The 24,652-nt window shown below is 70.3% G+C and carries 12 protein-coding genes; 3 read left to right on the top strand and 9 right to left on the bottom strand.

The genetic code is table 11. The features are described 5' to 3' along the window. Window positions 1-235 precede the first annotated feature (235 nt). Entirely contained in the window at window positions 236-3,250 is a 3,015-nt protein-coding gene (locus AC1DJH_RS23810; RefSeq protein ID WP_478187386.1) for an autotransporter outer membrane beta-barrel domain-containing protein, read from the top strand. 88 nt (window positions 3,251-3,338) lie between these two features. On the opposite strand, the gene AC1DJH_RS23815 is transcribed toward AC1DJH_RS23810, so the two are convergent. Both AC1DJH_RS23815 and AC1DJH_RS23820 read right to left on the bottom strand, forming a co-directional pair. Beyond that, complete coding sequence (locus AC1DJH_RS23815) at window positions 3,339-3,920, bottom strand: flavin reductase family protein (RefSeq protein WP_472125738.1); 582 nt, start codon at window positions 3,918-3,920, stop codon at window positions 3,339-3,341. Next, entirely contained in the window at window positions 3,917-5,182 is a 1,266-nt protein-coding gene (locus AC1DJH_RS23820) for an acyl-CoA dehydrogenase family protein (RefSeq protein ID WP_472125741.1), read from the bottom strand. The genes AC1DJH_RS23815 and AC1DJH_RS23820 overlap by 4 nt, the downstream gene beginning before the upstream one ends. Window positions 5,183-5,438: 256 nt before the next feature. On the opposite strand from AC1DJH_RS23820, the gene AC1DJH_RS23825 reads away from it, so the two are divergent. Further along, entirely contained in the window at window positions 5,439-6,089 is a 651-nt protein-coding gene (locus AC1DJH_RS23825) for a TetR/AcrR family transcriptional regulator (RefSeq protein ID WP_472125744.1), read from the top strand. A 22-nt stretch (window positions 6,090-6,111) separates the two neighbouring features. Here AC1DJH_RS23825 and metC read toward each other — a convergent pair whose 3' ends face one another. From metC to AC1DJH_RS23845, 4 genes are all read right to left on the bottom strand, one after another. Further along, window positions 6,112-7,314, bottom strand: coding sequence for a cystathionine beta-lyase (gene metC / locus AC1DJH_RS23830; protein ID WP_472125747.1), 1,203 nt, complete (start codon window positions 7,312-7,314; stop codon window positions 6,112-6,114). A 60-nt stretch (window positions 7,315-7,374) separates the two neighbouring features. Further along, on the bottom strand, window positions 7,375-8,328 hold the full coding sequence (locus AC1DJH_RS23835) for a Bug family tripartite tricarboxylate transporter substrate binding protein (protein WP_472125750.1): 954 nt from the start codon (window positions 8,326-8,328) through the stop codon (window positions 7,375-7,377). A gap of 152 nt (window positions 8,329-8,480) precedes the next feature. Next, entirely contained in the window at window positions 8,481-10,061 is a 1,581-nt protein-coding gene (locus tag AC1DJH_RS23840) for a rhodanese-like domain-containing protein (RefSeq protein WP_472125752.1), read from the bottom strand. Between the two features lie 90 nt (window positions 10,062-10,151). Next, window positions 10,152-10,742, bottom strand: a complete 591-nt coding sequence (locus AC1DJH_RS23845) for a cysteine dioxygenase family protein (RefSeq protein WP_472125755.1) — start codon at window positions 10,740-10,742, stop codon at window positions 10,152-10,154. A 106-nt stretch (window positions 10,743-10,848) separates the two neighbouring features. Here AC1DJH_RS23845 and AC1DJH_RS23850 point away from each other — a divergent pair, with 106 nt between their 5' ends. Beyond that, window positions 10,849-11,727 (top strand): LysR substrate-binding domain-containing protein, encoded by an 879-nt coding sequence (locus AC1DJH_RS23850; RefSeq protein ID WP_472125758.1) that lies wholly within the window; start codon window positions 10,849-10,851, stop codon window positions 11,725-11,727. 140 nt (window positions 11,728-11,867) lie between these two features. Here the strand turns inward: AC1DJH_RS23850 and AC1DJH_RS23855 are convergent, their stop codons facing one another. From AC1DJH_RS23855 to AC1DJH_RS23865, 3 genes are all read right to left on the bottom strand, one after another. Beyond that, a complete protein-coding gene (locus tag AC1DJH_RS23855; protein WP_478187387.1) occupies window positions 11,868-13,853 on the bottom strand; it encodes a sensor histidine kinase in 1,986 nt (661 codons plus the stop codon). Continuing rightward, the gene (locus tag AC1DJH_RS23860) at window positions 13,819-14,505 is read right to left on the bottom strand and encodes a response regulator (protein ID WP_472125764.1); all 687 of its coding nucleotides are present in this window, start codon (window positions 14,503-14,505) and stop codon (window positions 13,819-13,821) included. The genes AC1DJH_RS23855 and AC1DJH_RS23860 overlap by 35 nt, the downstream gene beginning before the upstream one ends. 92 nt (window positions 14,506-14,597) lie before the next feature. Continuing rightward, window positions 14,598-24,647: a two-partner secretion domain-containing protein gene (locus AC1DJH_RS23865; protein ID WP_478187388.1), complete on the bottom strand. Its 10,050-nt coding sequence runs from the start codon at window positions 24,645-24,647 to the stop codon at window positions 14,598-14,600. Window positions 24,648-24,652 lie beyond the last annotated feature (5 nt).

A 24,652-nucleotide genomic window follows, 5' to 3' on the forward strand; every position in this document is an offset into this window, starting at 1 on the left:
CTTGATGCATTTCAGGGTAGGCCGCGACCCAGGGCGGTCCGTGAGACGCAGCGCGCGGTCAAAACCGGCATTCCGGTGCACGAGGGGGTACCCGGTTTCAGGCATATCGCCGCTTGGTACGCGTGCTTACATTTTTGACTTGTATTTCGAAATCGACAGCGTGTGGAGGGGGGCAAGCAATTGCTGCTGCTGCATGCGGGCGCCTGCCCGATCAGGTAACGAACAAGTTGAAACCATGAACAAGATCTTTCGGACGCTTTGGAATCCAACGCTCGCTACCTGGGTCGCCGCACCCGAAACCTCGCGCGGCCATGCGCGGTCTTCCCGTTCGGGCACCGGCACGGCGGTGGCCGTGGCGGTCGTGCTCCTGTGTTCCGGGCCGGCACTGGCGGCCGGCGGCGCAGGCGGACAGCCCGTGGGCAACCCGACGCTGAACGCCGGTGCCGGCGGCAGCAACGGCACCGGCGGCAATGGCGGGCTCAACGACACCACGGTCAACGCGAGCGGCGGCGCCGGCGGGTCGTCGACGCCCACGGGCGTCACGGCCGGGTCTGCGGCCAACATCGGCACGTTCGTCGGCGCCACCGCGGGCACGGGTGGGGCGGCGGGCACCACCAGCAACGTCGTCGGCCCGGGCGCGCTGCAGGGCGACAACGGCGGTGCCGGCCAGGCGCAGACCGGCGACGCACTCAACGGCAACGGCTACGGCGGCGGCGGCGGGGGCGGCTTCCAGGGTTCGTCGATCGCCAACAGCGTCACCTCGTCCACCAACAGCTACACCGGCGGCAACGGCGGTGCGGGGGGCAACGGCTACTGGGCCGCCGGCGGCGGCGGCGCCGGCGGGTACGGCTCGATCCTGAGCGCGCCCCTGGGCAGCTACACGGCCACCGGCGCGTCCATCGGCGGCGCGGGCGGCAACGGCGGCGACGCGTTTTCGCAGGCCGGCGGCGGTGGCAGCGGCGGCGGCGGTTTTTACCTGAACACCACAACGCCAGGGCTCACTTTCACCAACACCGGCACCATCGCTGCGGGCACCGGCGGTGCCGGCGGGACCAACCTGCTGCCCAGCCAGCTCAACGCCTCGGGCGGCGGCGGCGGCGCGGGCGGCATCGGTGCCACGCTGGCCGGCAGCGCCGTCACCGTGGTCAACACCGGCCAGATCACGGGCGGCGCAGGGGGTGCCGGCGGTGCGGGCGGCGGTGGCGCGACCGGCACCGGCGCGCCGGGCGCAGGCGGCGATGGCGGCATCGGCCTGTCGTCCACCGGCACCGCGGCCACCATCACCAACACCGGCACCATCGCGGGCGGTGCCGGCGGGGCAGGCGGTGTCAACAACAACGGCGGGCCCAACGGCGCGAACGGCGTGGGGGGCGTGGGCGTGGCGGGCGCCAACCTCGCCCTCGCCAACAGCGGCACCATCACCGGCGGGCTGGGTGGCGACGGCGTGACCCGTGCCTCGGCCGTGGAATTCACCGGCGGCAGCAACAGCCTCACGCTGAACTCCGGCTCGGCGATGTCGGGCGCCATTGCCATCGACACCGGCGCCACCGCCAGCGTGATCGCCGGCGCCGACGGCCTGGTCGTGGGCAATGCCTTGCTGCTGGGCGGCACGGGCACCGTCGACACCAACGGCCGCAGCCTGAGCTGGACAGGCCCCATTTCGGGCACCAGCGGCCTGGTGAAGGCCGGCGCGGGCGTGTTGACGCTGAGCGGCGCCAACACCTATGCCGGCGCCACCAACGTCGCGGCCGGCACCTTGCGCGCCGCCGCGGCCAACACGCTCAGCAGCGCCAGCGCCTTCACGGTGGCCTCGGGCGCCACGCTGGACCTGGCCGGCAACAGTCAGGCCGTGGCGTCCGTCGCCAACAGCGGCGTCGTGTCGCTGGTGGGCAGCGCGCCCGGCACCACCCTCACGGTCAACGGCCCCTGGGCGGGCAACGGCGGCACGCTGCGCCTGGGCACGGCGCTGGGCGGCAGCGCCAGCGCGAGCGACCGGCTCATCCTGAACGGCAGCACCGCGATTGCCAGCGGCACGACCAGCGTGCAGATCGTCAACCTGGGCGGCCTGGGTGCGCTGACCACCGGCAGCGGCATCGAGATCATCAGCGCCCTGAACGGCGCCACCACCACCGCGCAAACCACCAAGAGCGCCTTCAGCCTCGCCGGCGGCCACGTTGATGCGGGCGCCTACCAGTACCGGCTGTACGCCGCCGACGCGAGCGGCGCGGGCGAGAACTGGTACCTGCGCTCCAGCACCACGGCCAACGGCGCGGTCGTGCCCACCTATCGCACCGAAGTGCCCCTGTATGCGGCGCTGCCCGAACAGCTGCGCCAGGCCAACCTGTCGATGCTGGGCAACCTGCACCAGCGCGTGGGCGACGACGGCCCGAACGGCGCCAACACCGCCTCGCCGGAGCAGGGCTACCGCCAGGCGTGGGCCCGCATCATCAGCACCGACCGCACCATCTCGCAGGCCGGCACCGTCAGCCCCACCAGCGACGGGCGCCTCACCGGCTTCCAGGCCGGCACCGACCTGTGGGCCGACCCGAACTGGCGCGTGGGTGTGTACGTCGGCCAGCTCGACGGCGACATGCGCGTGACCGGCTTCGCCAACGGCCTGCAGAACTATGCGAGCGGCTCCAACGACCTGCGCAGCCAGTTCTTCGGCGCGTACGCCACCTGGAAGAACGAGGGCGGCCTGTACGTCGACGGCGTGCTGCAGGCCGGGCGCCACCGCTACACCGTGTCGCCCACGCTGGGCTTCGGCAGCTCGGGCAAGGGCGACAGCCTGCTGGCCTCCGTCGAGGTCGGCCAGGCCTTCGCCATCGCGCCGAACTGGACCATCGAGCCGCAGCTGCAGCTGGTGCACCAGCGCGTGAGCCTGGACGACACCGGCATCGCCGGCGCCCTGGTGCAGCAGAACAGCCACAACGGCTGGCTGGTGCGCGCTGGGGTGCGGGTCAAGGGCGAGATCGCGACGGGCGTTGGCCTGCTGCAGCCCTATGTGCGCTTCAACGTCTATCGCAGCGGCAGCGGCACGGACATCACCCGGTTCGTCGGCCCCGCTGCGTACACCGACATCGCCACGCGCACGGGTGGCACCAGCACCGAACTGGCAGGCGGCGCCACGCTGCAGCTCACCGAAAGCACCAGCGTCTATGCGGAGCTGGGCAAGCTGTGGGCTTCGGGCGGGGACACGCGCACGAAGGGCAGCGTGCAGGCGAGCCTGGGCGTGAAGGTGCGCTGGTGATGGTGAGCATGCGCTGATCGAAGCGCCCCGGCGCTGGCCGCCGGGACCACGTGCTGCCATGCGCGCATGTGCACACATGCCGCGCTTTTCACTGCGCGGGCACCTGGATGAACCGCCCTCCCGCGTACACCAGCAAGCTGCCGGCCTGCTGCCGCGCGCTGACCACCTCGCCGAAGATCACCGTGTGCGAGGCGACGGCCGTGGCCGTCGACACCCGGCAATCGAACGCGGCTGCCCGGTTGCTCAGCACGGGTACGCCCGAATGCAGCGTCGTCCAGCCGTCGTCCCAGAAGCGGTCGGGCACGGCGTTCATGCCGGCGAAATCGCGCGCCATCTGCTCGTCCCCCGCCGACAGCACGCTCACGCCGAAGAACCCCGCGCGAATGACGGCGGCGTGCGTTCGCGATGCCTGGTTGAGGCAGACCAGCAGCGTGGGCGGCTCGGCCGACACCGAGGTGACCGCCGTGGCCGTGCAGCCCAGGAAGCGGCCCTCGTCGACGGTGGTGATCACGCATACACCGGCCGCGAGCCTTCGCATGCCCGCCTTGAAATCGTGGCCGAGTGCTTCGCGCGCCACGGGGGACGCGCGCTCGATCGTCCGGGCGAACAGCGGCCGCGTGGCATGCAGTGCCGAAGGCGGCGTGGCCGCGACCTGCGCTGCGCGGCTCACAGCGCCACCAGGGGAATGCCGCCGTCCGCCCCCAGCAGCAACCGGCCGTAGGCCTCCTTGCCCACTTCGGTCGTGACGTAGGCATGCCGACCGGCGATCTCGCTGTCGCGCCAGAGCTTGTTCATGATGTTCGGTTCCGCGAACGCGCCCGCGCCGTTGGCCGTCATCAGGATGTCGAAGGCCTCTTTCACGAGCGCGAAGATGTGCCCGGTGTCGTTGCGCACGCGCCCGCGCTGCAGCAGCGACATCACCTCGCCGCGCGCCGCCGCGCCGTCGATGTCCGCGCAGGCGCGCTGCATCAGCAGGTAGGCCAGATCGATCTTGGTGTCGGCCGAGGCCACGGCGAGCTGATGCGTGGGCGAGTTCTTCGACTGCGCATAGGTGGTGTACGCCACCGGCTTGTTCGGCAGCCGCTCCAGCGTCAGGTCCATCATGGCCCGCCCCAGGCCGAGTTGCGCGCCCACCAGCACCAGCGCCGCAACCGGCACGAACACCATGTTGGCCAGCGGCTCGGTGTCCTGGTGCGGGGTGGCGAATCTGGCCTCCATCAGGTCGGCGAAGGTCTGGATGCGATGGTCGGGCACGAAGTGATCGACCACCACGATGGTGTTGCTGCCCGAGCCCTTCATGCCGGTGACGAACCAGGTGTCCTCGATCGTCCATGCGGACGCCGGAATGAGGCCCAGCGCCGGCGTGAAGCCGCCTTCGGCACCACCCTCCGGATTTGGCAGGAACATCCCCAGCGTGCCCCAGTCGGCCGCGAACGAACCCGACGCGTAGGCCCACCGGCCGCTGACCATGTAGCCGCCTTCCACGCGCTCGGCCTTGGTCCCCGGCGTGAAGATGCCGCAGCACTTGGCGTTCGGGTTCTCGCCGAAGACCTCGTCCTGGGCGCGCTGAGAGTAGGTGGTGGCGAACCAGGTGCACACGTTGAGCAGCGCGACTGCCCACGACGTGGAACCGTCGCCGCGCCCGACCTCGGCCACCGTTTCCATCATGGTGCGCAGGTTGGTGCCGAGACCGCCATAGCGCTTGGGCACCAGCAGCCTGAATAGGCCCGCCTGCTCGATGGCCTGCATGACGGCGGGCGCGACCTGGCGGTCTTCGGACGTTCTTGCCGCGTGCTCGCGGATCAGCGGCACGAGGCGGGTGGCGCGCTCGATGATTTCGCGGTTCGGTCGCACCCATTCGTCGACGTTGACCGCCGGCTGCTTGCGGGAAACAGAGCTTGCGGCGACAGGGGGCGTGGCAGTGGTGAGCATGTGGATTCCTCGAATGACGTGATGTACCCCGGGGCAAGGCGGCATGCCCTGCCCGGCTTCGTGAAATCGATGCGCATCGATGCGTTGAATCTAGCGCCGGGCCCGCATGCCAGCCACATCCGTTTCCCTACGTGCAAATGACGATTCGTCATCCTGACGGAGTGTCCGATCGGGTGCATGCCGATGGTGCGACAGCACAACCGAACCTATATTCGGCGACCCGGATTCACCCGAAAAAAGAAGCAGGAACGCACCGATGGCGGACACCTTCGATCACCGTCCCGAAGTGGCCGAGAAGCGCCGCGCGCTCATGCGGGCGCGGATTCTCGAGGCGACGGCGCGCACATTCACCGAACGGGTGAGCGCCATTCCGGGCATCGAGGACGTGGCGCGCGAGGCGGGGATTTCGCGCGGCACTTTCTATCGCTACTTCGAGTCGCTGGACGCCGCGGTCGTGGCCGCCGGCATCGCGATGAGCGACGCTCTCATGACCGACATCCTGCCCGTCTACGACTTCCTGAGAGAACCCTGGCAGCGCTTTTCCGTCGGCTTCCGGCTGTACCTCGTGCGCTCGCTGCAGGACCCCAAGCACACCGAGTTCCTGATTCGCATGGACGTGTGGCCGCACGGCTCGCTGGTGGACCGGTACATGTCCGCCGACCTGGCCATGGGGCGCGACCGCGGGCAGTTCGAGGTGGAAAACGTCGAGGCCGCGACAGACTTTCTGAAGGGTGCTTCGGCTGGCACCATCCAGGCGGTGCGACGCGGCGTGGTCGAACCCGAGGGCTACATTGACGCGGCCGTCCACATGGGGCTGCGCAGCCTGGGGTGCGACCTTGCGATGTGCCGCAAGGGGGTGGAATTTTCTCGCGCGCACGTGGCGAGCCTGCCTGTGCGCGAAGGATGAAAGGGCGCGTCGAACCGGCCCTTCATCGCATGGCCGCGAACCCACGCGCCAGGTCGGCCATCAGGTCCACGGGCGCCTCCAGCCCGACATGCAGCCGCACCACCGCCCCGCGCCCGCTCCAGTCCGTCACGCTGCGCGCCGCGCGCATGTGGGTCCAGGCCACCAGGCTTTCGTAGCCGCCCCAGGACGAGCCGCGCCCGAACAGCGTGAGCGCATCGACGAAGCGTTCGACCGCGGCACTCTCGATGCCCGGCTGCAGTTCGATCGACAGCAGCCCGTTGGTGCCGCTGCAATCGCGCTGCCAGATCGCATGCCCCGGATGCTGCGGCAGCGCCGGACAGAACACGGTGGCCACTTCAGGCCGCTGCTCCAGCCAGTGCGCCACCTCCAGCGCGTGGCGCTCGTGCATCTGCAGCCGTGCCGACAGCGTGCGGATGCCGCGCAGCACCAGCCACGCGTCGTCGGGGCTCACCGTCATGCCGAACGCGTCGCAGCGTTCGTTCAGCGGCCGCCATGCGGCCTCTGTCGTGGCCACGGTGCCCATCATCACGTCGGAGTGGCCCGACAGGTACTTGGTCGCGGCCATGGTCGAGATGTCCGCGCCCAGCGCGAGCGGGCGGTACTGCAGGCCCGAACCCCAGGTGTTGTCGGCCGCCAGCAGCGCGCCGCGCGCATGCGCGAGTTCGGCCAGCCGGGGCAGGTCGCACATCTCGTAGACCAGCGAGCCGGGGCACTCGGCATACACCAGCCGCGTGGTCGGTTCGAACAGGTCCTCGATGCCGCTGCCGTCCGCCGCGAAGAAGGTGCTGCGAATGCCGTAGGGCTCCAGGAACGAATGCACCAGGTTGCGCGTGGGCTCGTACACGCTGTCGGACATGAGCACGTGGTCGCCCGGCTTCAGGTACGACAGCAGCACCATGCCGATGGCCGCCAGGCCCGTGGGGAACAGCCGCGTGCGGTGCGCGCCTTCGAGCTCGCTCACCGCGTCCTCGAGCGCGAAGGTGGTCGGCGTGCCGCGCGCGCCGTAGCTGAAGATGCGCTCGTCGTCGCGCCGCGCGCGTGCGTCGCGCATGGCGGCCACGCTGTCGAACAGCACGGTGCTCGCGCGCACCAGCGGCGTGTTGACGGGCGAGCCGCCGGCATACGACGGGCTCTTGCCCGTGCGCGTGAGTCGCGTGCCGGGTGCGAGGTCTGGGGGCGCGTTGTGCGGGTCGGGCGTGGTCATGGGTCGCGTGGGGTGGGTTCGCGGGGAGGGGTCAGGCCGCCATGTTGCTTCAATCCGCGGTCAATCCGCACGGGCACCGGAGAGTTTGACGATGCGCGACCAGCGTTCGATGTCCTGGCGCATCTGCGCGGCAAAGGCTTCCGGCGAATTGGCGACCACCTCGCTGCCGCCGTCCGTCACCAGCTTGGTCACCTCGGGCAGGTGCAGCGTGCGCACGATGGCTTCGTTCAGGTAGGCCACGCGTTCGGGCGGCGTGCCGGCCGGTGCGAAGAAACCGTACCAGTCCTCGAAGCGCGCGCCGGCGTAGCCCAGCTCCTCGAGCGTCGGCACCTTGGCGAACACGCCGATGCGCCGCGGGCTGGTCACGGCCAGCACGCGCAGCTTGCCGTTCTGCACCAGCCCCGACACCGAGGCGGTGGAGGTGACCAGCACGTCGACCTGGCCGCCGAGCAGGTCGGTCAGCGCGGGGCCGGCGCCCTTGTAGGGCACGTGCGTCATCTCCACGCCCTTGTCCTTCGCCAGCACCACGCCGACCAGGTGCGACAGCGTGCCGTTGCCCGGCGTCGCATAGGTCACCTTGCCGGGGCTCGCCTTGGCCTTGGCGGCCAGGTCGGCAAAGCTCTTGAGCGGCGAGTTGGCATCGACCACCAGCGCGAGCGGCGCGGCATTGATCTGCGTGATGGGAATGAAGTTCTTGACCGGGTCGAAGCCGGCCTGCGCATACAGCGTGGGGTTGACGGCCATGATCGACACCTGCGAGGTGAGCAGGGTGTAGCCGTCGGGCTTCGCGTCGGCCACGGCCTTGGCGCCGATGTTGCCGCCCGCGCCGCCCCGGTTGTCGACCACGGCGGCCTGTCCCATGATTTCGGGCAGCCGCGTGGTCACCAGGCGCGCGGTCGCGTCGTTGCCGCCGCCGGGCGGGAAGGGCGAGATGAACTTCACCGTCTGCGACGGGAAGCCGTTGCGGGCGGGCAGCGGCTGCGCGCTGGCGGGCTGCAGGGCGAGTGCGGCCATCCATGCGGCAATTGCTAGACGGGCAAGGCGAACAAGCGGTGAGGTGCGGCTGACAGACGACATGACAGGACTCCTGAAATAGGAACGGACAAGGACGAACAGAAACTGCGGTGCGTTGAACTCGGGTTGCGGGTGCGGCAGCACCCGCGCGCTCATGCGTGCGATGCGCCTGCGGGCAATCGAAACGCGGCCTTCTCCTGCGCATCGAGCTGCGCGACAAGGCCCGTCTCCCATGCCAGGTAGCGGCGCGCGGCTTCCTTGTTGCCGTCGTGCCGGTCGTGCACGAAGAACAGGTAGTCGATGCAGTCGCTGTCGGCGGGCAGCGCGGGCGTGGCCTCGACCGGCAGGCCGGCGGCGCGCCACGCGGCCATGCCGCCCTTCAGCAGCAGCGGCGCAGGGGCGCCGGCCAGCTCGGAGGCCGCCGTCCATGCCGCGAGCGCCGCGTCGTCGGCCACCAGCACCAGCTGGCGCGTCTCGTTCTTCACGTCGGCGGCCAGGCGCGGACGGATCGACCAGCGCGCCTGCGGAATGTGGCCCGCGCGAAACGGCATGCTGCCGCGCAGGTCGACCAGCGCCACGTCGTTCTTCTCCAGGCGCGCGGCCAGTGCCTGCGCGTCGATGGTGGCCAGCGCGGGGGCGGCCGGCGGCGCCGCTGGCGCCAGCGCCAGCCCGCTGGCCAGCCCGCCTTCGAGCACGCTCGCGTCATGGCCCATCTGCCGCAGCCAGCTCGCGATGGTGGGCGCGCGCACACCGTCGTCGTCCAGCAGCACCAGCCGCGCACCGCGCACGCCGAAGTACTGGTCGCCCGCCTGCATCAGCTGCCCGCCCGGCGTGTGCTGCGCCCCCGGCAGGCTGCCGGCCGCGAACTCCTCCGGCGTGCGCACGTCGCACAGGAACAGGCTGCGGCCTGCGTCGGCGGCCCACTGCTGCACCGTCTGCGCATTCACCACCGGCACGCCGAAGCGCGCGGCCAGTGCCTGCGCGGCGGGGCGCAGCTCGGCGTTGCCGCTGTCGTCTGCATAGCGGCGCGTGCCGCCGTGCTCCAGCACGTGGTCGTTCAGGTACCAGCCCTGCGTGCCGTTCTCCAGCGCGTACACCGGGTTGGGCAGCCCCAGGTTGATGAGCGTCTGCGCGCCGATGATGCTGCGCGTGCGCCCCGCGCAATTGATGACGATGGGCGTGGTGGTGTCGGGCACCAGCTGGCGCACGCGGTAGGCCAGCTCGCCGTTGGGGCAGCAGGTGGCGCTCGGGATGTTCATCTTGTGGAACTCGCTCACCGGCCGGCCATCGAGCACGACCACGCGGTCGTTGCGCGCCAGCATCTCGGCGAGCTGGTCGGCGCTGACGCGGGGCGTGTGATAGACCTCCTCGGCCAGTTCGCCGAAGGTCTTCGAGGGCAGGTTCACGCCCGCGAAGAGCACGTAGCCCGCGGCCTGCCAGGCCTGCGCGCCGCCTTGCAGCACATGCACGTCGGTGTAGCCCAGCGCGGCCAGCTGCGCGGCGGCGCGCTGCGCCACGTTGTCTTCCGCGCCTTCGTCGTAAGCCACCACACGCGTGCTGCGTCGCGGCACCAGCCGCGGCGCATCGAGCTCCAGCCGGCTGAAGGGCAGGGGAATGCCGTAGAACAGGTGCGCCTCGCCGTACTGGCCGTGCTCGCGCACGTCGAGCAGCGCAATCTCCGCGCCGTCGTGCAGCCAGGCCTTGAGGGTCTTCGGGTCGATGAAAGAGGTCATGAGAGCGAGTCGGTGGAACGAACGGTGTCCTGCGCGGCCGCGCAGCGCGCGACCCGCATGAAGAAAAAGAACGTGAAAAAGAGAAGCGGACTAGCGGCGCGTCTGCACGCCGATGCCCATGGTCTGGTACGTGCCCGCGGCCATGTCGTATGCGGTGCGCCGGTTCAGCGTTTCGAGCGCACGGCCGTACATGTGCAGGTGGCGAATGACCTGCTCGCCCTGGATCTCGACCGAGTGGATGTCCTCGGGCATCAGCGCAATGCCCGTTCCCGGTGCCACGACGACCAGCGCCGTTTCCTTCAGCGTGCCCACGCCCGGCACGCTGGCGTCGTCGGTGCGCTCGTACACGCGGTTGTGCTCGGTGCCTTCCACGGCCGCGATGCAGGCCCAGGTCGTGTGGTTGTGCGGCACGATCTTCTTGCCCGGGCGCATCACGTTCAGGTAGAGCGCATAGCTCTGGTCCGCGTCTTCGGCAATGAGGTAGCGCGCCTGGTGCTCGCCGGCCTCGGGCGGCGGGAAGTCGGCGGCGCCCCAGTAGGCGGTGTGCGCGGCCAGGCCTTCGAGCGCAGCGAGCACGGTCTTCAGGTGCTCGCGGGTCGCTTCAGCGCCGCCGATGGCTTTCTTCATCTCGCCGATGGATGCCGCGACCGCCTGCTGGCGTTGCTCGGAAGGGGTGCTCATGCGTGTTCTCCAGTGGGGTTGCCTGTTCGGTATGCATTCACTGTAGTGACGGCGGCGTGACGCAACAATCCAAGCAGCGCACGAAACACATCAATAAAATTAATGTATGGCCACCCTTGATCTTGAACTGCTGCGCTCCTTTGCCGCCGTCGTCAGCCACCAGAGCTTTGCGGCGGCGGCCGTGCACCTGGAGCGCACGCAGTCGGCCATCACGCAGCAGATGCAGCGGCTCGAAGAGCAGATCGGCCATCCGCTGTTCGCCAAGCAGGGCCGGCAGAAGCGCCTGACCGAGCACGGCGAACGCCTGCTCACCTATGCGCACCACATGCTCGCGCTGAACGACGAGGCGCTGCGCAGCCTGCGCCAGGGCCAGCTCGAAGGCAACCTGCGCATCGGCGCGCCGCACGACGTGGCCGAGACCATGCTGCCACTGCTGCTGACCGAGGTGGCGCGCACCTCGCCGCTGCTGCAGCTGGACATTCACATCGGCCGCAGCCCCTACCTGATGACCTCGCTCAAGAGCGGCGAGGTCGACATGATCATCTCCAACCGCGCCGACGCGCAGTCGCAGTTCGAAGGCGTGGTGCTGCGCAACTCGCCCACCGTGTGGCTGTGCGCCGCGAGCTACGTGCACGACCCGGCCAAGCCCGTGCCGCTCATCATGGCCGACGGCCCCAGCATCTTCCGGCGCATCGGCCACGAGGCGCTCGACGCGGCGGGCGTGGCCTGGACGCCGCGCTACACCTCGTCGAGCCTGATCGGCATCAAGGCGGCGCTGCGCGCGGGGCTCGGTGTGACCGCGCGCGGCGTGGAGCAGCTCGACGCGGGGCTGCGCGTGCTGGGCGCCGGCGACGGCATGCCGCGGCTGCCCGACCTGGCCTACCACCTGTATGTGCGCAGCCACGTGGTGAACCCGGTCACGCGCCAGGTGTTCGAGACGTTGAAGACGCAGCTCAGGTTGCCGCGCACCGACGTGCTGGCGTAGCGCCTGCGCGCTTGAGCGAGGGGCTTCTGGTTGTCAGCGGGCAGCTATCGCGTCGCGGACGGCGAGCAACGGCGGCCCGGGCCCATTGCTGGCGCTCGCCTCTCCCTCAAGACCCACGACAGCTTGCTGGACCTTCACGCCTAGGCCAGCGAAGCCGGCTCGGAGTCCGCGCCCTTCGTCAGCGGCCCTGGATGCGGCGCCTTCAAGGGAAGCCACAGTCGAAAGCGCGTCCCGCCCTGCGCTGCCTCCCACGTCACCGTCCCTCCAATGGCACGTGCCCGGCGCCGCATGTTCGAGAGTCCGTGTCCGGTGGGGCCCTCGGGCTGCGCAGAGAAGCCACGGCCGTTGTCGAGCAGGACCACCGCCACGCCGTCCGCCTCCCGCGCTGTCGCCACACGCAGCTCGGTCGCGCCGGCGTGCTGCATCACGTTCGAGATCCCCTCCTGCAGGATGCGCAGGATGTGAAGCGCACTGCGCGGATCGAGCCATTCGAGCGGCGGCACGTCGATGACTTCCCAGCGCAGGCTCAGGCTCGAATCGCGCAGCCGCGGCAGCAGCCGGTAACGCAGTGTCGCGAGCAACAGCAGCAGGTCGGCCTCGACGGGTTCGAGCGAATCGACCGTGAGCTTCAGGTCGTCGATGCATTCCCGCAGCACCAGCGCCATCTGCGGCTCGCTGAGCTTGCCGGCCTCGGCCACCTTCAACGCGCTGATCAACTGCGAGCCCATGCCATCGTGGATGTCCTGCATCAGCCGCTGGCGTTCGCGGCTCAGGGTTTCGCGCTGCTGCACTTCGCGCAACTGCGCGTAGTTGACGGCCAGTTCGGCCTCGCGTTCCCGCAGGCGTTCGGCCAGGTGCGCGTTGGCCTGTTCCACGTCGTCGACCGCGCCGACGTAGCGCCGCAGGATGATGTAGATGAACATCAGCAGGCGCGCCGTGGTCGACACCGGCCAGAGGTAGATGTCCTCCGGGCTCACGAAGTAGTTCTGCATCAGCCAGTCGTGGATGGCCACCGGCAGATCGATGATGCCGACGAACGAGGCCAGGATGCCCTCGCGCGAGCCTTGCCGCCAGGCGGCCCACGCAATGAGCAGCACGGCCGGGATGCCCGCCAGGATCGTCAGCAGGTAGGAGAGCGGCGCCAATGCATCCATGCCGGGCAGCACCTGCAGCAGCGGCATCGTCACCGTCCACGACAGCGCCAGCAGCACCAGCAGCGCGCGCCCCACCCAGCGCGGCGCGCGCGGCACCAGTGTCGCGACGAAGAAATACCAGGTCACCAGCAGCGCGTTGACCGAATTGACCGTGATCCACCCGAACCACGCCGACGGAATCGGCAGTGGTTCCAGTCCCGTGTAGTAGTGCAACCCGCGCAGTACCATGAACAGTGTGTACAGCGCGAACAGCAGGTAGATGCTCTCGCGGCGGCGCAGGAGCCAGACGGAAAAAGCGAACAGCCCCAGGCCCATCACCGCGATGCTCATGACCTCGGAGATGCCCGATTGCAGCGCGCGGCGCCATCGAAAGCGCGGCTCCAGGTCAGCCTTCGGGCCGACCCACGCCGTGGAGACCGCGCCGCCGGCGCTCCTGAGGCTGTCGATGCGGATGCGCAAGGTGCGCGGCGCGCCGGTTTCCCGGCCCTCGTCGCCAGCAGCCGGCATCCACAGCGGGAAGTTGAAGCTGTTCCATACCGTGTCGCCGGACGACGTGTAGATCAGCCGGTCGTCCGCATAGACCGCGACGCGCCCGATGGTCTGCCAGCGCGGCAGGTAGAGAAATGCGTCCTGTGCCTGCACGCCGCGCAGGTCGAGTTCGATCCAGGTGCGCAGCCACTCCTGGGCGCTGCTTGCCGGCACGACCGCACGCGGCCAGGTGTAGGGCAAGGTGACCTGCTTCCATTCGCCCGTCGGCGCAGCTGCGTCGGGCTGCCGCGGCAGCGGGTCGGAGGGAGCGTCGATGGGCTGCGTCAGTACGCGCGCCTGGGTGAAGTGCTGTGCGCGCGGCGCGTTCGCGTCCGCCAGCGCAGTGGCGACGGACGGCCCCGCGACAAACGCGGCGGCGGCCAGCAGCAGCAAGCCCGCGAAGGCTGGCCTAAGGGGCGAGAAGACCCTGGCTGCGGGCTTCATGGATGGCTTCGACCTGCGAGCGCACTTCCAGCTTGGCGTAGATGCGCCGCACGAAGCTCAGCACGGTGTTGCGCGTCACGCCCATCAACCCGGCGATCTCTTCGTAGCTGAAGCCCTTGGTGATGTACTCCAGCACTTGCCGCTCGCGTGGCGACAGCTGTGCCTGTTCTGCGGCGGGCACTTCGGCCGCAGGGCTTGCGGGGGGGCGCGCCTGCTTGAAGCGCGTGAGCAGCTGGCGCGCGATGAGCGGGCTGATCGGGCTGCCGCCGGCTTGCGCGGCGCGGATCTCTTCGACGATGTGGCGCGGCGAACTGTCCTTGAGCAAATAGCCCGTGGCGCCGGCCTCCAGGCTCTGCATCACGAGCGCCTCGTCGCCGAAAGACGTGCTGACCACCACGGCGCAGTCGGGCCACGCCACCTGCGCCGCGCGGATCACCTCGACGCCCGAGCCGTCGGGGAGGCCCAGGTCGACCACCAGCACCTGCGCGGCCGACAGGTCCAGCATCGCGCGCGCCTCGCGCACGCTGCGGGCCATGCCGTGCAGTTGCAGGCCGTCGGCGCTGCGAATCGCCGTCGCCAGCGCCTCGGCGATCTCCGGATCGTCTTCGACGAAGGCGACCTGGATCGTTGGCGAGGCGGGGGGATTCGGCATGGCGGGCGGCTTTGGGGGTGCCGGATTGTCACCGAATGTGAATCCTCGCGCTCACCGGAATGACGCGTTCGGCGCAGGCCGCCCGTGCACTTCTACTTGACCGACATCGTCAACGGCGTGTGTGCGACAGACCCGTTCGACTGCGGCACGTTCACGATCACCTGGATGTCGCCCTTGAAGCCCGCAGGCGGCGTGCCCGTGACCATGCCGGTCTTCGCGTCGAAGCTGAGCCACGACGGCAGCGGCTTGCCATCGGTCATGGTGGCCGTGGCGCGCGTGCCCTTGGGCAGCTGGCTCGGCAGCGGCACCTGGGCGGTCACGTTCGCCGCCCCGCTCCGGGTGTTGGAGACGACCGTCATCGCGCCCAGGTTGGTCTGCTGCCTGCTCTTGTCGTTCTGCACGTCGACGTTGAAGGTGCCGGAGCCGTTGCCGCCGGTGAGTTGCTGGTTGGTGATGGTCTTCTCCGTCTCGGGCGGCAGGGGGGCGCCGGCCACGGGGGGCGTCGAGGCCGCCGGTGCGCCGGCGGGCGCGGGTGCCGCAGACGCGGTGCTGGCAGCGGTCGCGGCGGGCTTGGGCGCCGGGACCGGCGTGGTTGCCGGCGTTGTGGCTGGCGTGGTCGGCGTGGTCGGCTTGGTCGTCGTGGCCGTCGTTGTCGTCGTGGTAGCTGGCGTTGCCACCGGTGCTGCCGGTGCCGCCGGTGCTGCCGTACCGCCGTCGGTCTTCGGCCGCGTGCCCTTCTTCTCCGTGTCCTCGCTCGCGCCGGCCGCGGCGAACTGCGCGCCGAAGGCAAAGCCCTTGGTCGTGCTGACCGCGTCCTTCATGACGACATTGCCGCCAGCCTCCACCGACGTCGGTGCCACCCCGCTGGCCTGCGTACCCGTCATCGTGGTGTCGCCGCCCGAGCTGAAGCCGACCTTGCCGCCCTTGCTGTCGAAGGTGGCGCCAGTGGCGGTGTCGCTCTTGGACATCTCCACGCCGCCCGAGGCCGACGCGCCGCCGCCGACGCCCTGGGCGCCGCCGCCGACCGTGGCCGCCACCGACACCTGGACCGCGCTGCTGTCGGTCTTGCCGCTCGCGGCCTGGATGTCCAGGTTGCCGCCGGCCGCCACCTTGATGTCGCCGCCCGCGGTCACCTGCGTGCCGACCAGCGTGGTGTCGCCGCCGGATTTCAGCGTCACGCCCTGGCCGCTGGCGATGGCGGCAACCCGGTCGCGCCGGCCCGAGGTGTTCGACTGCCCGTAGTCGAGGCTGGCGCTCGCGCTGACCTGGTCGGCGCCGGCGGTCGCGGAAGCCGTTGCGCCGGCGGAACGGGTGCCGGTCTCGAAGGTGTCGCGCGCGGCATCGATCTTCAGTGCCCCGCCCGCGGCGATGTTCACCGGTCCCGAGGCCGAGATCGTCGTGCCTTCCATGCGCGTGTCGTTGCGCGTCACGATGTTGACGCCGCCCGTGCCCGCCTGGATGCTGCCTGCCACTGCCGTGTTGGTCTTGGCGCCCGACTGGTTGTAGTTGCCGTAACCGCTCGCGGTGCCGGTCGAGTTCACGAGGTCGACGCTGAACGCGCCGCCGGCGCCGGCGGCCATGCTGTCGTTGCGGGTGGCATTGCTGGCAGCCTTGAAGTCGAGCGAGCCGGCCTCGATGTTCACGCCCTTGCCCGCCTCGATCTTCGTGCCTTCGAACACGGTCTCGTTGTTCGACTTGCTGTTGACGCTGCCGCCGACCTGGATGGTGCCCCGGCGCGCGGTGCTGCTCGACGAAGCGTCGTTCGCCGTGCCCACATCGAGCGTCATCGTGATGCCCGCGCCGGCCATGGCACCCGCGCCCAGTCCGGAATTGCCCTTGCTCACCTGGTTGGCGGAGCCGGTGTCCGACGGCGCTGCGCCCGGCGCCGCCGGCGCGGCGGCGGGGGCGGCCGCGGCTGCGGTGGCGCCGGCGCCGGTTGCGGCGGTCGGCACTGCGCCCGTACCGGCGGTGCCGGCAGTCCCTGCAGTCCCGGTGGTTCCGGCTGTCCCGGCACCCGTACCGGGAACGGTCGTGCCCGGCTTGACCGTGGGTTTGGCCGGCGTATTCGCATCGGGGTCCAGCTTGGTCGTCGCCTGGCCCTTTTGCTCCGCGCGGCCCTGGGCCTGCGCGTTCGCGCTCGACTCGGCGTAGAAGCCGGTCTTGGTCTCGAAGGTCGTGCTGCCGGCGCTGCTGCTGTGCGTGTCCCGGGCGGCGCTGCTCAGGATCTTGTCGGCCGACTGGTTCAGGTCGCCCTTCACCAGGATGTCGGTCCCGACGTCGGCGATGGTGTCGCGCGCGGTGCGCATCAGGTTGCCGCCCGCTTCGATCTTCGACACGCTGGCCCGGGTGTCCGTCGTCGCGCTGTTCGACAGCACGATGTTGGTGTACGAGCCGACCTCGCCGTGCACACCCGCGGCGGCCGTCGATCCCACGGCCGTGCCGGCGCCGGTCGCCGCGCTGGTCTGCGTGTCGGCGCTGCCGCCGGCGCTGGCGTAGAAGCCGCTGGCGGTCTGCATGCTGTCGACCTTCGTCTCGCGCACGTCCTCGGCCGCCCGGGTGATGAGGTTGCCGGCCTTCAGCACCATGTCGCCGCCGGAGGCCACGCGCGAGCCTTCCACCGTCATCGTGTCGTTGACCTTGGCCTGCAGGCCCTTGCCCGCCGTGAGGTTCGAGCCGACGTGCACGACCTCGCGCGTCTTCGTGTCGACGATGGACTGCTCCATGTAGCTCACGCGGTTGTCGGTCGACGCGCCCAGGTTGGCGTCTGTACTCGCGTTGCCGCCCGGCATGCCCTGGCCCGATGCCGAGGCGTTCGCCGTGGCGCCGCCCGAGCCCTGGTTGCCGGTGCTGCTCATGAGCCCGACGTTGCTGGTGTTGACGTTGGTGTGCGAGCTTCGGGTGTCCTGCCCGGCCAGCACGTCGAGCCGGTTCGCGTTGACGACGAGGTTGCCGTCCGACGCCACGTTGGAGCCCTTGAGCGTCACCGTGCCGCTGGCGTCGATCTGCCCGTTGCCGCCGATGTGGATCACCGAGGCGAGGTTGCGCGTGTCGCTGGTGTCCGTGACCTTGATCTCGTGCGAGACCGCCGCCACGCCGGCCGAGGCATTGGCGCCGCCGCCGGCACCCGCACCCGCGTTGGCCTGCGCGGCGCCCTTGCCGGCGCCGGCTGCGGCCACCGTGCCCGCATCGGTGCTGGTGCCGGTCGAAGGCCCGCCGACGCTGCCGCCGGCCTGGTTGGAGCCGACGATCTTGCCGATGCCGGTGGTCACGTCGCGCCGGTGCGATGTATCGCTGTTGGTGCCGGCCAGCACGTTGACGTTGGTGCCCGCCACGTAGCCGTCCTTGGCGATGGCCAGCACCGAGCCCTGCAGCGTCACGTCGCGGCCGGCCACCACAGCGCCGTCGCCGCCGACTTCCATGCTGCCGCCGTTGTTGCGGGTCGAGGTGTTGTTGATGGTCGTCTTCTGCACGCCGAAGGCAGCGCCACCCACGCCGATGCCCGAGCGCTTCCTGCTGATGTCGGTGGTCGTGGTGTTGTCCCGCGAGACGATGTCGACGTTGTTGCCGGCCTGCAGCACGGCATTGCCGGCCACCTTCGCCTGGCTGCCCGCGATCGTGATGTCGCGGCCCGCGGCCATCGCAAGATCGCCGCCCACCTCCAGCTGCGATCCGACCTGCTTCACGGTGGTGACGGTGGTGGTCTTCTTGCTGGAACCGAAGATGCTCGACGAGCGCTTGACCGTGGTGTTGCTGCTCTTGTCCTGGATGGTGTCGAAGGCGATGTTGCCGCCGGCCGCCAGCACCGCGTCGCCGCCGGCCGAGACCTTGGCGCCGGTCACCAGAATGTCGCGCTTGGCGCTCAGCACCAGTGAATCGGTGGCCTCGATGGTGGCGGTCTTGCCGATCTGCGTGCTGCTGTTCTTCGCATTGCCGCTGGTCACCGCCGTGGTGCGGTTGACGATGTTGCCGGCCGTCGAGGCCAGCGCCACGTTCGCGGCCTTGATGGTGCCCGACACGTTCTGGATGTCGCCCACCGCGACCACCTTCAGCGTGTTCGACGCAACGATGGTGCCGCCGGTGTTGGTGAGCGCGGTGAGGTTCAGGTTGGCGTCCTTCACCGAGATCACGCTGCCCTGGAGCACGCTGTTCTTCGTCGCGGCCGACAGGTACACCACGGGCGCGAGCACGACCTTGCCGCTGATCTCGGTCGCCACCATCCACACCATGTCGTGCTTGAGCGATGCCTGCTGCTCCGGCGTGAGGGCCACGCCGTAGGTGAGCTTCAGGTCGGTGCTCTGCTGGGCGGCGCTGTCCATCAGGCCCTGCATCTGGGCGCCGGCGTTCTGGTAGCCGTCGAGCACGTCCTCGCCGGTGCGCGCGATCAGCTGCTGCTTGACCAGGAAGGCCTCGTAGCTCGCGTCGCCCAGGCGCAGCACGGTCTGGTCGGGGCTGAAGCCGAGCAGGCCTGCGAGGTAGTCGGAGCCGAGCGTCGTGGGCGCGACCTGGAACAGCGGGTTGCTCTGCACCAGGTAGCGCGCATCCGGATCCCGCGCGATCACGAAGAAGCCGTTGGGGTTGGTCGGCAGCGTGATGCGGATGCCCCCGAACGAGGTGCCCGAGACACCGTTGGCCGCGTTGGCGGCCAGCGTGCCGGCCGTCACCGGCCGGATGGTGGCGGTGCCGCCGGCGGCCACGGTGCCGGAGGCGGGCGCGCGGCCGCTGGCGGTGCTCGCGCCGCCGGTGGGGGCGGCGGCCTGGCCGGTGGCAACGGTGCCGCCGCTCACCGAGGTGGACGAGCCGGTGCCCACGGCGACCGCGGTCGTCGTGGGCGCCTGCTTGGTGGTCACCGCATTCGCCGGGCCGGCCGTCATCGCCTTCAGGTTCTGCGCGGTCGGCGCGGGCGTGCTCAGGCCGTTGTTGATGAGCTCGAAGCCGCTGCCGGTGAGGGTGTCGGCGTAGACACCGCCGCCCACGGCGATGCCGCTCGGGGGCGTGGCCGGCAGTATCCGGCCGTTGAACATGGCCTCTTCCTTCGTGGCCCAGGCTTTCGTCCCCGGGAAGGCACAAAGCGTCAGGCATCCGGAGAACCATTGTCCGTTGGACTGGTAGTAGTAGGTCGAGCCGTTCGAAGCGGCGGGCAACGCGAGCGCGTCATTGGTGAATGCCGCCGCCGCGCCCTGGCCCGTCAGGCTCAGGTTGTTGGCCGACAGCACCGCCCCGAGGTTGAAGAACTTGTTGAACCGCGCCACGACCGAGCCCGCGGTGATCTGCGCCTTGATGCCCGGCGTCGTCGCATAGCCCGGCGCCGACGACCACACCGTCCGATAGACGGCCGGCAGCACGTTGGGTTGGGAGATGAGCACCTCCTGGCCGTAGGTCAGGTTGGTCTGCCGCGTGTCACCGCCCAGCACCTCGTTGCGGATCGTCGTGGCCGTTAGGCTGACGGTGCCCGGCGTGCTGATGGTGCTGTTGTTGACGATGGTCTTCGCGCTCAGCGCGATGCCGGTGCCCGCGTCCATCGTGCCCAGGTACTGGGTCGTCGTGGCCGCGTTGGTGATCGTGCCGGCGGCGGCCTGGCCGTAGAGCGTGCCGCCCGCATACAGGGCGCCCTGGTTCAGCAGGTTGCCCGTGGTGGCGTTGACGGTCAGGTCGCCCAGCGCCGCGATGCCGCCGGTGCTGGTGTTCGTGATCGAGGTTCCGCTCAGGCTGAAATTGCTGGCCGAGAAGATCAGCCCGATGTTGTTGAAGCCGCCCGGGCCGGTCACGGACAGGCCGCTGTAGTTCAGCGCGCCGGTCTCCAGGCTGCCCATCGAGGCCATGATCCGGCTCGTGCTGTCCGCCTGCGTCAGCGTTTCGGTGCTGATGCCCATCGCGCCGCTGGTCTGCAGCACGGCGCCCTTGCCGAGCGTGAGGCTGTGCAGGCTGAAGTCCATCGCATTGGCGGCCAGTTGCTGGCCGTCGCCGAGCAGGAGGTTCGCGCCGACGAGCTTGAAGGTGCCCGCGGCGTAGAGCTTTCCTTCGGGTGTGTAGTCGAAAAAGTCGCCACCGGCGCGGGTGACGATCGACAGATCGCCCTCGCTCACGATGCTGCCGTTGCCGTGCACGCCGGCGACGCCGACACGCAGCCCCAGGTCGCCGGCCGATTGCAGCGTGCCGCTGTTGTCGATGCGCGCGCCCGAGAGTTCCGCGTAGCCGGAAGGCGCCGTGCCGAATGTGATCGTGCCGGAGTTGGTGATGTTGCCGACCGCGAACACGCTGCCCGATGCCGAACTGCCGTTCTGGATCGTGCCTTCGTTCTGCAGTGTGTTGCGCGACTCGAGATCCAGCCGGTCGCCCAGCATCAGGCTGGCGGCGCCGCTGTTGCGCATGCCGCCCAGCGAGTCGGCCTTGAGCGTGCCGCCGGCCTGCAGGGTGCCGGCATTGACGAAGCTGTCCGCCGCGCCGGTGTCGGCATTGGCGCTGAGGGTCAGGTTGCCGCCCGCGACGATCGTCGCGTTGCCGGCCGGGTCGCCCGCGCGCTGCGCGTTCTCGACCGTGCCCACGCCGAAGGCGGCATGGCCCACGGTCTGGATGTCGCGCGTGTTGGTCAGCGCGCCGGTGAGCGTGACGTAGGAGTACGAGCTCGCGTCCCTGGAGCCGAGCAGCCACACGCCGTCGTTGCGCAGGCTCGCGCCGGTGATCGTGGTGCCCCTGGCCGACTCGATGCGCCCGCCGGCCGCATTGCCCAGCGCCGCGCCCTGCAGGGTCAGGGTGTTGTCGCTGTAGATGGCGCCGCTGTTGTCCAGCGACTCGCTGGCGGTGCCGGCGCGGTCGGCAATGTCGACCAGCTGCTTGCCGTAGATGGTGCCGCTGTTGGCGATGGTGCCGTTCACGCGCAGCGTGACGCCGCCGTCCCGCGCGTTGACGGTGCCCTGGTTGACCAGCCCGTTGGGCTCGAAGGCCGTGCCGCTGGAGCTCAGCGCCACGCTGTTGCCGGCGATCGAGGCGCCCACGCCGTTCCTCAGGCTGCCGCTGCTCGCCAGGCTCAGCGCCTGGCCGGCCTGGATCGTGGCGCCGGCCTGGTTGTCGATCGCGCCGGCGGGTGCGTTGACGCTCAGCTTGCCGACGGCGGAGACCGTGCCGCTGTTCGTCAGGTTGCCGCTCATGCCGAGGTTGCGCTCGCTCTGCAGCGTGCCGCTGTTGTTCGTGTTCGCGCCGATGGCCAGCGCGTCGTCGACGGCGCCTGCCTGTGTGGACAGCAGCCAGGTGCCGGCGTTGTCGACGAAGTTGCCTGTCACCGTGCTGCCGTCGGTGGCCTGGATCCAGGCCTTGCCGGCATTGGTCACGCTGTTGCTGGCAATCGTCATGCGGCCGCCGGCCAGCAGGCTGCCGGTGCCAGCGTTCAGGAGCTGGTTCGCCGCGCCCGCGCCTGAACCGGCGATGGCGAGGTCTTGCGCAGCGCTGACCGTGCCTTCGTTCTGCACGGTGTTCTGGCTGCGCAGCGTGACGTTTCCTGTGTTGGCCGCGAGGGTGCCGCCGTTGTAGAGCGTGTCCCGGGTCTCGAGCGCGACGGCGCCCTGGTCGCTCACGATGTTGCCCCGGTTGGTGAGCGCGCGCGCCTGCGCGCCCAGGTCCTGCTGCGCCGCGAGGTCGCCGTTGTTGACAAGCGTGTCGCCCGCGTCGAGCGAGAGCCGGCCCGCGCGCGCCGCGACCACGCCGTCGTTGGCAAGCGTGCCGGTGCTGGCCAGCGCCACGTTGCCGTTCGTGCTGACGAGGTTGCCGCTCGCCGTGTTGGCGATGCTGCCCGCCCGCGCGCCCAGATTCAGCGCGGCCGTGACGAAGCTGTTGTTGGTCAGCGCGCCGGTCGCATCGAGCTGCACCGCGCCGTTGGTGGCGACGATCTCGCCGTCGTTGGCGAGCGCGCCGGTCGAGCCGAGGGCGACGGTGCCGCTGTCGCTGACCACATAGCCGGTGGCGGTGTTGACCAGGCCGCCGGCCTGCACCGTCAACGCCTGCTTCGCGGCAAGGTTGCCGCTGTTGGTGAGCAGGCCGCCGGCCGTGAGCGTCGCGCCGCCCGTCTCGGCCAGCACGGTGCCGGCGTTGTCGAGCGTCTTGGCGGTGGTGAGGATCACCGCGCCCTGGCCGCTGCCGATGTCGGCGCCGGCCCGGTTCGCGATGCTGTCGGCCTGGACACGGGCGGTCTGCGCGGCGCCCACGTAGCCGCTGTTGTCGAGCGTGCCGGCGAGCGTCATGCCCAGCGACCCGGCCACGGCATAGATTGCACCCGCGCCGCGGTTCGTCACGTCCGTCGCGGCGACGCTGTTGTCGCCCGCCGTGGCCTGCAGGTAGCCGCTGTTGTCGATGCTGCCTGCCTGAATGCCGAGGCCGGCGCCCCCGATGACCTTGGCGCTGTTGTCCAGCAGGCCGACGGCCAGGGTCTGCGTGCCGCCGGACTGCATCACGTTGCTGTTGGTCAGCGTCGACGCCTGCGCATTCAGCGCCTGGCCGGCGAGCATGAGGCCGGTGTTGTCGACGCTCTGGCTTGCGCCGCCCGAGGCATCGGCCAGCGAGAGATCGCGGCCGGCATGGAGCGTGCCGCTGTTGGTGAGGGCGATGCCGGCGCGCACCGCGAGGCTGCCCGCGTCGGCGGTGACGATGCCCGCGTTGTCGAGGACCCGGCCCGCGTTGATGGCGATGTCGCCGCTGATGCTTTCCACGCCGCCATTGCTGCTGGCCGCGATCCGCGTCGCGCCGGCGCTGTCGAGCCGGATGCCGTTGGTGGCCACGATGGCGGCAGTGCCCAGGCCGAGGTCGCCCACCGTCGCGCGCGCGGCCAGCGCGTTGCCGGCCTGCAGCACCACGCCGTCGCCCAGCGCGACGGTGCCCGCGCCCGCGTCGAGGTTGTTGCCGGCCTGGACACTGCTGCGCGTGAGCAGCGCGTTGCCCAGTCCGCCGGAGACGATCGCATCGCGCGTCGCGCCGAATCGGCTGTCGCTGAGCGCCAGCGTGAGCGCGCGCGGGTCGGTGGCCGCGGTGGTCACGCGCAGGTCCTGGCCGGCGACGAGCTGGCTGCTGTCGATGGCGATCGCCCCTTGCTCGGCCGCGACCGCAATGTCGCGGTTGGCCGTGAGGCTGCCACCCGACAGCGCGATCGTCGACGCGGCCGCCCCGGTGGCGGCGATCGCGATGTCGCGCTGCGCCGAGATGCGATTCACCAGTTCGATGCGGCCCGCCGCCGTGAGCGTGAAGTCGTCGGCCGTGGCCGCCGCTTCGCCCAGCATGCGCACGCCGACACCGGCTTCGGTGGCGTCGATGCGGATGCGGTTGGCGTACATGCCGCCCAGCGCGGTGCTGTCGATGGCGTAGCTGCCGGCGCCGCCCGCAGCGCCCGCGTTGCCGGTGACGGCACGGCTGGCGTAGTCCCATTGGTTGGTGCCGGCAGTGATGCCCAGGTCGCCGGTGCGCACCGCGCCATCGATGCGCACCGTGCGTGCCACCAGGTCGAGGATCTGCTGCGCCGTCGCGTTGAGCCCGCCTCCGTTGACGAGGATGTCGCCTTGCTGGACCGAGAAGCCGCGCAGGCTGCCGTCCGCGTTGAGCGTCGGCAGCCCGGTGGTGAGCGTCACGCGGTCGGTGTTGAGGAAGCCGCAGCCCGAGCAGGTGATGCCGTAGGGATTGGCCAGCACCACGTCGGCGCGGCCGCCGAGCACTTCGGTGAAGCCGGCGAGCGTGCTGCGGTTGTTCGAGGTCACCTCGTTGAGGATGATGCGCGCCGCCGCGCCGAGGTTCGGGTTGGCCGCCACCTGCCCGTTGGCCAGCACCGAGGCCCAGGCAGCCTGCGCCGCGTTGCCGTTGTTGAGCACCAGGCCGGCGGCGTTGACGTTGAAGCTCTGGTACTGGTTGTGCGAGAGCCCGGCCGCATTGGCCGCGTTGATGTTGACCACGGTCGCGCCGTTGGGCGCGAGAAAGGCGCGCAATGCGCCGCCCGCGGGCACGGCCGAGGGCTGCGCCTGTGCGTGGGCGAGCGCCGGCAGCAGCAGGCCGGCGGCGGCGGCGCTCAGCATCGCGGTGCTCGCGCTCTTTCCCTTGCCGCGGGCAGTCTCGCAGGCCGCTGTCCACAGGCCCAGGCCTGCATTCCAGACAACGCGATAGATGTGATTCATGGCAA

It is taken from the genome of Variovorax sp. 10N412 (genome assembly GCF_056394985.1).